General features: G+C 56.6%; 11 protein-coding genes. 10 read left to right on the plus strand and 1 reads right to left on the minus strand.

The features are described from left to right. The 8 genes from rseP to lpxB all read left to right on the plus strand — a co-directional run bounded on the left by rseP (position 1) and on the right by lpxB (position 7,972). Positions 1–1,353 carry an RIP metalloprotease RseP gene (gene rseP, locus Q0903_RS15235; protein WP_299029962.1) on the plus strand — a complete coding sequence of 451 codons (1,353 nt, stop codon included), beginning with the start codon at positions 1–3 and terminating at the stop codon, positions 1,351–1,353. 138 nt (positions 1,354–1,491) lie between these two features. After that, positions 1,492–1,620 carry a hypothetical protein gene (locus tag Q0903_RS15240; RefSeq protein ID WP_299029965.1) on the plus strand — a complete coding sequence of 43 codons (129 nt, stop codon included), beginning with the start codon at positions 1,492–1,494 and terminating at the stop codon, positions 1,618–1,620. 233 nt (positions 1,621–1,853) lie between these two features. After that, on the plus strand, positions 1,854–4,121 hold the full coding sequence (gene bamA / locus Q0903_RS15245; protein ID WP_299030639.1) for an outer membrane protein assembly factor BamA: 2,268 nt from the start codon (positions 1,854–1,856) through the stop codon (positions 4,119–4,121). A gap of 3 nt (positions 4,122–4,124) precedes the next feature. Then, positions 4,125–4,691, plus strand: a complete 567-nt coding sequence (locus Q0903_RS15250; protein ID WP_299416835.1) for an OmpH family outer membrane protein — start codon at positions 4,125–4,127, stop codon at positions 4,689–4,691. A gap of 77 nt (positions 4,692–4,768) precedes the next feature. Next, positions 4,769–5,239, plus strand: coding sequence for a 3-hydroxyacyl-ACP dehydratase FabZ (gene fabZ, locus Q0903_RS15255; RefSeq protein ID WP_299029972.1), 471 nt, complete (start codon positions 4,769–4,771; stop codon positions 5,237–5,239). Beyond that, entirely contained in the window at positions 5,236–6,018 is a 783-nt protein-coding gene (gene lpxA / locus Q0903_RS15260) for an acyl-ACP--UDP-N-acetylglucosamine O-acyltransferase (RefSeq protein WP_299030640.1), read from the plus strand. The genes fabZ and lpxA overlap by 4 nt, the downstream gene beginning before the upstream one ends. Further along, positions 6,015–6,809, plus strand: a complete 795-nt coding sequence (gene lpxI, locus Q0903_RS15265) for a UDP-2,3-diacylglucosamine diphosphatase LpxI (RefSeq protein WP_299029975.1) — start codon at positions 6,015–6,017, stop codon at positions 6,807–6,809. Before lpxA ends, lpxI begins: the two co-directional genes overlap by 4 nt. Continuing rightward, positions 6,806–7,972 carry a lipid-A-disaccharide synthase gene (lpxB, locus tag Q0903_RS15270; RefSeq protein ID WP_299416838.1) on the plus strand — a complete coding sequence of 389 codons (1,167 nt, stop codon included), beginning with the start codon at positions 6,806–6,808 and terminating at the stop codon, positions 7,970–7,972. The genes lpxI and lpxB overlap by 4 nt, the downstream gene beginning before the upstream one ends. Here lpxB and mnmA read toward each other — a convergent pair. Continuing rightward, a complete protein-coding gene (mnmA, locus tag Q0903_RS15275) occupies positions 7,969–9,111 on the minus strand; it encodes a tRNA 2-thiouridine(34) synthase MnmA (RefSeq protein WP_299029981.1) in 1,143 nt (380 codons plus the stop codon). The genes lpxB and mnmA overlap by 4 nt on opposite strands. A gap of 132 nt (positions 9,112–9,243) precedes the next feature. On the opposite strand from mnmA, the gene Q0903_RS15280 reads away from it, so the two are divergent. Beyond that, entirely contained in the window at positions 9,244–9,522 is a 279-nt protein-coding gene (locus tag Q0903_RS15280; protein ID WP_299029984.1) for a DUF1153 domain-containing protein, read from the plus strand. Between the two features lie 101 nt (positions 9,523–9,623). Continuing rightward, positions 9,624–10,331 carry a response regulator transcription factor CtrA gene (ctrA, locus tag Q0903_RS15285; protein WP_299416841.1) on the plus strand — a complete coding sequence of 236 codons (708 nt, stop codon included), beginning with the start codon at positions 9,624–9,626 and terminating at the stop codon, positions 10,329–10,331. Positions 10,332–10,347 lie beyond the last annotated feature (16 nt).

Genomic DNA, 10,347 nt, shown 5'->3' on the forward strand with positions numbered 1-10,347 from the left:
TTGGATTTCACAACATTGGTTCCGCAGTTCGGCGGGTTTATCTGGACCATCGCCGCGTTTATCATCGCGCTGTCGGTGATCGTGGCGATCCATGAATACGGGCACTACATCGTTGGCCGCTGGTGCGGGATCAAAGCAGATGTCTTTTCGCTGGGATTTGGTCCTGTGCTGTACGCGCGGTATGACAAGCACGGCACCAGATGGCAGATCGCTGCCCTGCCTTTTGGCGGCTATGTGAAGTTTGCAGGCGATGCTAACGCCGCGTCGGGCAAGGACGAGGATGCAATAGCGCAAGTCGCTGATGACCCTGCGCGCCTGCGGGCCACCATGCATGGTGCGCCGCTTTGGGCGCGTGCGCTGACAGTTGCGGCGGGGCCTGCGTTTAACTTTGCAATGTCGATCATCATTTTTGGCGCCATCGCGATGAGCCTTGGCAGCGTGCGTGACCCTCTAACCGTCGAGGCGCTAAAGCCGATGCCAAATCAGGTTGTGGGGCTGGAGCAGGGCGATGTTATCCTGTCGATTGCCGGACGTGAAATGCCGTCCAACACCCAATCTCCCGAATATCGCAGCTATCTTGATGATCTCCCGCTGGAGCCCGTGCTAGAGTATACGGTGCTGCGCGACGGTACGTCTTTGACAGTTGATGGCCCTTATCCGCAGCCTGCGCTTGTCGGTTCAGTGGGGCCACAGACGGCAGCACTTGATGCAGGCTTGGCCAGCGGTGACGTCATTGTCGGCATTGACGGTGCGCCGACATTTGCGTTTCAGCAGCTTAAAGATGCAGTAGAGAGTTCCGAAGGGCGCCCCTTGCTGCTGGACGTCTGGCGCGATGGCGAGACGCTGCAGTTCACTCTTATTCCCAAATCCACGGATGAGCCGCAGCCTGATGGCAGCTTTATCAACGTGCTGCGCATCGGTATTTCCAGCGACAGTGCAATCACGCCGGCAACAGAAACACCTGGTCTGCTGGAAGCAGCAGAGCGCGGCGTGGCGGGGACTTGGCGCATTATTAAAGGATCGCTTTCAGGCCTGTGGCATATGGCGACAGGGGCAATCAGCAGCTGTAACATGTCCGGCCCTGTCGGCATCGCACAGGTATCGGGCGCGATGGCAAGCCAAGGCGCTATGAGCTTTATAAACTTTATCGCAGTGCTCAGCACGGCGGTCGGTTTGCTCAACCTATTCCCGATCCCTGCTTTGGACGGGGGGCATCTGACATTCTACGCCTATGAGGCGGTGCGCGGAAAACCACCCAGCGACAAGGCACTGCGCATTTTGATGAGTATCGGGATCACGATGGTTCTCGGGCTTATGCTGTTTGCGTTGTTTAACGATCTGTTTTGCCCGTAGGGTAAAAGCAGCGGGAGCATTAGAAAACAGGGAAAGCAGGGCAAATGCCTTGCTTTTGCCACATTTGCCCCCCGCGTTTGCCACAATTTGCTGTCATCCAGACCCTCTACAACGATGCACCTATGAGGGGAGCGAGACATGCAAACGATAACACGAGGCTACCGTGGCCTGAGCGTTCTTATGGATCTGAACTGGGATCGCGCGCTTTATCTCTGCACGATCATCTTTGCGCTTTGCGCGGGCGCATTCATCGGCACGCTCCAGTAAGAAGCTGCAAATAGGTAAAGTTTTTTCAGGTCTGCGCCTCGCGCAGGCCTTTTTGCGTCGAAAAAACGGGCACATGGTTTTGACAACACAGCGCCCTGAGGGTACTCAGGAATTAACGGTGTTTATAAAATTGGGTAATAACCATGAGCCTGGGGTCGACGTCGCGCACAAAAGGCGCGCTTGAGCAGTACAGCTATTTTCGGACAGGCCTCAAGGGGCTTGCATTTTCATTAATGCTTACAACAGCTTGGGTCGCACCCGCGCCTCAGGCTTTTGCTCAGCAGTACCAGTTTAATACGGTGCGGATCGACGGAAACCAGCGGATCGGCGACAGCGCAATCCTGTCACAGGCCGGAATCGCCCGTGGTCAGGCTGTCAGCGCAGGTGAGCTGAACGATGCTTTCCAGCGGCTGAACAACTCGGGTTTGTTCGAGAGTGTCTCGATCGAGCCTCAGGGCCGAACGCTCAAGATCACGGTAGTTGAACTGCCGACGATCAACCGCATTTCGTTTGAAGGCAACCGCCGCATCAAGGACGAGGCGCTGAGCTCGGTTATCAATTCGACCGCGCGCAGGGTGTTCAACCCCGCGCTCGCGGAGAAAGATGCCAACTCCATTGCGCAGGCGTATTCGAACGATGGGCGCCTGTCCGCACGGGTGCAACCGAAAGTAATCAAGCGCAGCCAGAACCGCGTGGATCTGGTGTTTGAAGTGTTCGAGGGCGACAATGTCGAGGTCGAGCGTTTGAGCTTTGTGGGCAACCGCAAATACTCTGACCGTCGTTTGCGCCGCGTTCTGGGCACCAAGCAGGCTGGTATTTTCCGCCGTCTGGTACGCAGGGATACCTTTGTCGAGGACCGCATCGAGTTCGACAAGCAGGTTCTGCGCGATTTCTATTTCTCGCGTGGGTACGTGGATATGCGGGTGAATTCCGTGAATGCCCAACTGACCCAAGAGCGTGACGGATATTTTGTTGGCTTTAACGTTCAGGAAGGCCAGCAGTTCAAGTTTGGTCAAGTTAGCGTGACCTCGGAGCTGTCCAATGTTGATGGCGATGTCTATGCGTCTTTCATCAAAGTAAAGCCGGGCGTTGTTTATTCACCGACATTGGTTGAGGCCGATATCGCCCGTTTGGAACGGCAAGCCATCCGCGATGGTGTTGACTTTATGCGGGTAGAACCGCGTGTCACGCGCAACGAGCGTGACCTGACACTGGATGTCGAATTCGTCTTGTCGCGTGGCAACCGCATTTTTGTGGAGCGGATCGACATCGAGGGCAACACAACCACGCTTGACCGTGTTGTGCGTCGCCAGTTCGACAGCGTAGAGGGCGACCCGTTTAACCCGCGCGAAATCCGGCAATCTGCCGAGCGTATCCGCGCATTGGGATATTTCGAAACTGCCGAGGTGAACGCCCGTGAAGGATCATCCCCCGAGCAGGTGGTGATTGACGTTGACGTCGAAGAGAAACCGACAGGCTCACTTAACTTTGGCGGATCGTTTTCATCCTCCGATGGTTTGGGTGTTGCGATCAGCTTTGCAGAGGAAAACTTTGTCGGACGGGGGCAAAAACTGTTTCTCAACGTCTCGACAGCTTCGGACGCGCGCCGTTATGGCCTGCGCTTTGTAGAGCCGTCATTGCTGGGCCGCGATGTGAGCTTTGGTCTGGAGCTGGACTATTCCGAGACCAATTCGTCCTTCTCGACCTATGACAGCAAACGGTTGACCTTCCGTCCCAGCCTGACGTTCCCAATTTCAGAGAATGGTCGTTTGCAGCTGCGCTATACCGCAGAGCAGACGGAAACTACCGCCCGTGATCCGATTGAGCATGGCGGCATCATCCAGTCTGATATTGATGCAGGCTCGCTGCTTTCTTCCTCGTTCGGCTATGAATACAGCTATGATACACGGCGTACGGGTCTTGACCCTAACGCAGGCGTGCTTTTCCGCTTTAGTCAGGATTTCGCCGGTTTGGGCGGCGATCAGAAATACGTGCGTACAGTTGCAAAAGTGATCGGTGAGAAAAAATTCCTGAACGAAGAGCTTACCTTGCGGGCTACACTTGAAGGTGGTGCGCTGGCGTGGAGCGGCGGCACAAACCGTGCTGTAGACCGCTTTTTGCTCAGCCCGTCGCAGATGCGCGGTTTTGAGCCGGGTGGCATTGGCCCACGTGACGGCAGTGCCACGAACGGGGATGCGCTGGGGGGGAACCTGTATCTCGTCGGCCGTCTCGAGGCGGAATTCCCGCTGGGGCTGCCAGAAGAGTACGGCATCCGCGGCGGTGTCTTTTATGACGTAGGCAACCTTTGGGACCTGTCCGATGTCAACCTTAGTGGCGGCACGGCACAGGGTGAGAGCGGCGATTTCCGCCATGTGATCGGGGTGTCCATTTTCTGGGATACGCCTGTTGGCCCGCTTCAGTTCAACATCTCGGACGCGATCCGCAAGGAAGACTACGACCGCGAGCAAAAGTTCGAGATTACGCTCCAGACGCAATTCTAGGCGATGGTAGGTTTTCTCACGCGGCTCGGGCTGATTGTGGGGTTGGCTCTTGCGCAGCCGTTGGCCGCGCAAGAGGCTCGTTTGACCGCGCCTGTTGCGATCCTGACAATCGACAGCGACCGCTTGTTTCTGAGCAGTGATTTCGGGAAGCGCGTGGTGCGCGAAATCGAAGAACGCGGCAATGCGCTGGCTGCCGAAAACCGCCAGATCGAGGCGGAGCTTGCGCAAACCGAACAAGACCTGACTGACCGTCGCGCAAGCATGACACCCGAAGAGTTTCGCCCGCTGGCTGATGCGTTTGACACGCGGGTGCAAGAAACCCGTCAAGCGCAAGCAATCAAGTCCCGCGATCTCAATGCGCAGCTGGAAAAAGAGCGTGAAGTTTTTCTGACCGCTGCCGGTCCCGTATTTGAGGAATTGATGGCTGAAGTAGGTGCGACTGTCGTTTTGGAGCGGCGTACGACGTTTTTCAGCTCAAACAGCAGCGACATTACATCAGCAGCTATCGCGCGGCTGAATGCCTCACTCGGCGATGGCACATCCGCAGCGCCCGCACCCTCTGGTGAGTAAGCCATACACGTAACGACGCTTGCCCCGTTGCGGCGCAATTGTTAGCTGTTGGGCCAAGCAATACCGAAGGAACCACCATGACAAACGATCTCAAGCGCGCGGACATCCAGACCATTCAGCGCATCCTGCCGCACCGCTATCCTTTCCTTCTGGTCGACAAGGTAGAGGAGATCGACGGCACGGCATCTTCGGTTGGATACAAGAACGTAACCATGAACGAGCCGCATTTTCAGGGCCACTTTCCCGGAACGCCGATCATGCCCGGTGTCACGATCGTCGAGGCGATGGCGCAGACTGCTGGCGTGATGATTGGGGTAGCGCTGGACCAGTTGGACCGTGATATGCTGATCTATTTCATGTCCATTGATAACTGCAAGTTCCGCCGCAAGGTCGTACCGGGAGATGTTTTGCGAATGGACGTAAAGACGTTGCGCGGCAAGCCGGGTGGCAAAATCTGGAAGTTCTCGGGCGTGGCAACCGTTGACGGGGAAATGGCAGCCGAGGCAGAATTTATGGCGATGCTTGATTTGCCAAAGGCAGACGCATAATGGCCATCCATGCCAGCGCCGTAATCGAGGACGGCGCGCAGATTGATCCCAGCGCCACCGTCGGCCCGTTTTGCATGGTGGGCGCGCAGGTTGTGTTGGGCGCGGATGTCGTTTTGAAATCCCACGTGGTTGTCACGGGCCAGACGACGGTCGGCGAGGGGACGGTGATCTTTCCTTTCGCGGTGATTGGCGAAATCCCGCAGGATTTAAAGTTCAAGGGCGAGGCCACGCGGCTGGAGATTGGCAAACGCAACCGCATACGCGAGCATGTGACGATGAACTGTGGCACCGAAGGTGGCGGTGGTTTGACCCGTGTAGGTGATGACAATCTGTTCATGGCAGGCTGTCACATCGCGCATGATGCTGTTGTTGGGAATGATGTGGTGGTGGTGAACAACGCTGCTGTTGCAGGCCATTGTGTGATTGAGGATCAGGTGATCATCGGGGGACTTTCGGGCATCCACCAATGGGTGCGCGTCGGGCGCGGCGCTATTATTGGTGCAGTTACGATGGTGACGAATGACGTGATTCCTTATGGGTTGGTTCAGGCACCGCGCGGGCATCTGGACGGGCTGAATCTTGTAGGACTAAAACGCCGCGGTGTGACGCGCAGCGATATCACCGCATTGCGTGCGGCCTTCCAGATGCTGGCGCAAGGAGACGGCACATTCCATGACCGCGCCGAACGTCTCGGCGCCGAGACGGAAAGCGCTTATGTGAGTGAGATTGTGGACTTTGTTTTGGCTGACAGTGGCCGTAATTTCCTGACGCCCAAATGACGCTGGCGATTGTTGCAGGACGGGGTGATCTGCCCGCATCGGTCGCACGCGCTGCCGCCACGCCCCCGCTGGTGTGCGGGTATGAAGGGATAACCCTCAGCGGGATCGAGGCTGATCTTACGTTTCGTTTGGAAACACTCGGTAGCTTGTTGCTTGAATTGGGAACGCGTGGCGTGACGCAGGTGTGTTTTGCTGGCGGACTAGATCGCCCCGCGTTGGACCCTTCCAAGCTGGACGCGGAGACAGCGCCGCTGGTGCCGATGTTCATGCAGGCGCTGCAATCCGGTGATGATGGCGCGCTACGTGTTGTCGTGGACCTCTTTGAAAAGACGGGTTTTCAAGTTCTGGGTGCGCATGAGATTGCGCCTGATCTGTTGGCCAAAGGCGGGGTCTACGGCGAACATTGGCCTGATGCACAAATGCGAAGCGATGCAGATGTCGCTGCCGCGCATATTCTGGCGATGTCTCCACAAGATATCGGCCAAGCCTGTGTGGTGGGCGCAGAGCGTGTGCTGGGGATGGAAGATGCACGCGGCACTGATGACATGCTGGCGCGTTTGCCCTCGGGCGCATCCGCCAAACATGCGATATTGTTCAAAGGCCCAAAGCAGGGCCAGTCCCGTCAGATTGATCTGCCTACCGTTGGACCGGAAACACTGAACGCTGCACATGCTGCGGGACTTGCGGGTGTGGTCGTAGATGCGGGCGATGTTCTGGTACTGGATGCGGCGCGCTGTGCGGCGCTCGCGGATGAACATGGTCTTGTTTTTTGGGCGCGCACGGGGGAATGAACCCGCTGCGGGTCTTCATCCTTGCGGGGGAGCCGTCTGGCGACAAGCTGGGTGGTGCGCTGATGGCGGGGCTGAAAGCGTTGCATCCTGATGTGCAATTTGAAGGGATTGGCGGCGTGCAAATGCAGGCCGAAGGGTTGGTCAGCCGCTTTGATATGAGTGAATTGAGTGTGATGGGGTTGGCAGAGATTTTGCCGAAATACCGTCACCTTAAACGTCGTATTGCACAGACAGCACAAGCCGTCATCGACAGCCAGCCTGATGTTTTGATCACGATCGACAGCCCTGACTTTTCTCTGCGTGTTGCAAAGCTGGTCAAAGAAGGCAGCACTGTCCGCACGGTCCATTATGTGGCCCCCACAGTCTGGGCATGGCGGGCCGGGCGCGCGGCGAAAATGGCACGCCACATTGATCAAGTTCTGGCGCTTCTCCCGTTTGAACCGCCATATATGCAAGCTGCGGGCATGCGGTGTGATTTTGTGGGTCATCCCGTTGTGGCCGAGCCCGTGGCGACAGATGCCCAAGCGGATGAATTTCGAGCTACGATCGGGGTTAATGATGCGCCGTTGATGTTGGTACTACCGGGGTCTCGGACTTCGGAAGTATCGCGTCTGGGCGCGCGGTTTGGTGACGTTGTGCGCAGATTGCACAGCGAACATCCTGATTTACATTTTGTCGTACCCGCTGCCGCCCCTGTCGCTGACGCTGTTGCGGCGCTAACTACTGCTTGGCCCGCAACAACCGTTCTTGACCCGCGACAGGGCGCTTATACAGATGCGATGACCCAAAAGCGCGCTGCATTCAAAGCGGCGGATGTTGCACTTGCCGCGTCAGGGACCGTATCGCTGGAGCTTGCGGCGGCCAATACGCCCATGGTGATCGCCTATGACATGAGCCCGCTCAGCCGCTTTGTCATCAGCCGGATGGTCAAGATCGATACGGTAACGCTTGTTAATCTGGTATCAGACAGCCGTGTTGTGCCTGAATTCATCGGCAAGGCTTGCCAGCCACCGCAAATCGCGCGCGCTGTCAGTGAAGTGCTGGCCGAACCCGACGCGCAACGCGCGGCGATGGCTCTGACCATGCAGCGCTTGGGGCAGGGCGGAGAAGCACCTGGTGTGCGTGCCGCCCGCGCCGTTCTGGATGGATTGGCGCAGGGCTAGCCGCGATGAATCCAGCCACCGCCAAAGATGCGGCTGCTGTCGGGATCATAGAAAACACAGGCCTGACCTGGGCTGACGCCTTCTTCAGCTACCAGCAGTTCAACCTCTGCCGTTGTGTCGGACTTCGGGCGCAAGATCGCCTCGGTCGGGGGGCGGGTAGAGCGAACGCGCACCCCTACATGCCATTCTTCGCGTGAGGCAAAAGGCGCGTCACCCAACCAGTTCACTTCCTTTACGGGCACCGTGCGCGTGGCCAGCAAGTGTTTCGGTCCGACCACCACCTGTTTATTATCCGCATCCAGCCGCACGACGTAAAGCGGATCGGCCAATCCGCCGATGCCAAGCCCGCGCCGCTGACCGATGGTATAGTTGATCACCCCGTCATGACGCGCCAGCACGCGGCCATCGGTGTCTACAATATCGCCCGGATCCGCTGCCTCTGGCCGCAGTTTGCGAATGACAGAGGCGTAATCACCATTTGGAACAAAGCAGATATCCTGACTGTCGGGTTTATTTGCAACTTTTAGTCCGTATTTTTCAGCCAGCGCGCGCGTTGCTTCCTTGGAGGGCAGGTGGCCCAAAGGGAAACGCAAATAGTCCAGCTGCTCGGGCGTGGTCGAGAACAGGAAATAGCTCTGGTCTTTGGTGGGGTCAGCGGCTGCATGCAGTTCTGGTCCTTCGGTACCCATCAAGCGCTGAATGTAATGGCCGGTCGCCATACAATCAGCGTCAAGATCTTTGGCAGTTTCCAACAGATCCTTGAATTTCACCCGCTCGTTGCAGCGGATGCAAGGGACCGGTGTTGCGCCGCCCAGATAGCTTTCGGCGAATTCGTCAATCACTGCATCCTTGAACACATTTTCATAGTCCAAGACGTAATGAGGAAAACCCATGTCTTCTGCCACGCGGCGCGCATCATGGATATCGATACCCGCACAGCAGGCCCCTTTTTTCGCCAATGCCGCCCCGTGATCGTAGAGCTGTAGCGTGACGCCAATCACGTCATACCCTTCCTCGGCCAGCATCGCGGCAACAACCGAGCTGTCCACCCCGCCTGACATAGCAACCACAACCCGCGTGTCAGCGGGGGCCTTGGCAAAGCCCAGCGAATTGAGCGGTGGTTTTTGATCTAGCGGCATGGGGGCCTCGCGCGGATTTAGGGTGTTCAGGTGGAATATAGGAAAATGCGAACTACTCACAAGGGGGCGGTTCACCTGTCTTTAACAGCGATTGGCGCAATGCTGTTGGTGTAATGATGACGGTGGTTAGTGATGTATTTGAAAAAAGTCGATGGTCCGCGCGCTGTGACGCTAGGTGATGGCACTGTGATGACCCATGCGGACCTTCCGCCAGACAGCACGCGGCGTTGGGTCGCCTCGCGCAAGGCGGCTGTCGTGCGCGGCGTGGTTTATGGATTGATTAGTAAAGACGAAGCGCTCAAGCGGTATAATCTTAGTGATGACGAATTCATTGAGTGGGTGCGCGCAGTCTCTACCCATGGTGAGGCGGCGTTGAAAGCAACAATGGTGCAAAAATATAGACAACTTTAGGTTGTTATGACATTATCGTATCCAACATTTACGAGTAGTTAACTAATTTTGTTCACGATTAGGTCTATAGATTGACACAATTCCGGCGGAGATGAACAAAAATGCGCGTGCTGCTCGTTGAAGACGATCCTACGACGTCCAAAAGCATCGAACTGATGCTGACCCATGCCAACCTGAACGTCTATGCGACGGATCTGGGAGAAGAGGGGATAGATCTGGCAAAGCTGTATGATTATGACATCATCTTGCTCGATCTGGACCTGCCTGACATGAATGGTCACGAAGTGCTGCGCCAGTTGCGCCTAAGCCGGATCGAAACGCCGATTCTCATCCTGTCGGGTGCAGATGACACAGACAGCAAGATTCGCGGTTTCGGTTTTGGCGCAGATGACTATCTGACCAAACCGTTCCATCGCGAAGAGCTGGTGGCGCGGATCCATGCGATCATCCGACGCTCCAAAGGGCATTCGCAATCAGTCATTGATACGGGCCTTATCTCGGTCAATCTTGACGCCAAAACCGTCAGCGTAGAGAACAAGCCTGTGCATCTGACAGGCAAGGAATACCAGATGCTTGAATTGCTGAGCTTGCGTAAGGGGACAACTCTGACCAAAGAGATGTTCCTCAATCACCTCTACGGCGGGATGGATGAGCCTGAGTTAAAGATTATCGACGTATTTATCTGCAAACTGCGCAAGAAGCTGACAACAGCGACAGGCGGTGCAAGCCACATCGAAACGGTCTGGGGCCGTGGTTATGTGCTGCGTGATCCTGATCCTGCAGAGATGGAAATTGCTGTCAGCGCTTGAAAGGCGAAGGCACCGA

Origin of the sequence: uncultured Sulfitobacter sp. (assembly GCF_947502895.1) — a bacterium.
Taxonomy (GTDB): domain Bacteria; phylum Pseudomonadota; class Alphaproteobacteria; order Rhodobacterales; family Rhodobacteraceae; genus Sulfitobacter.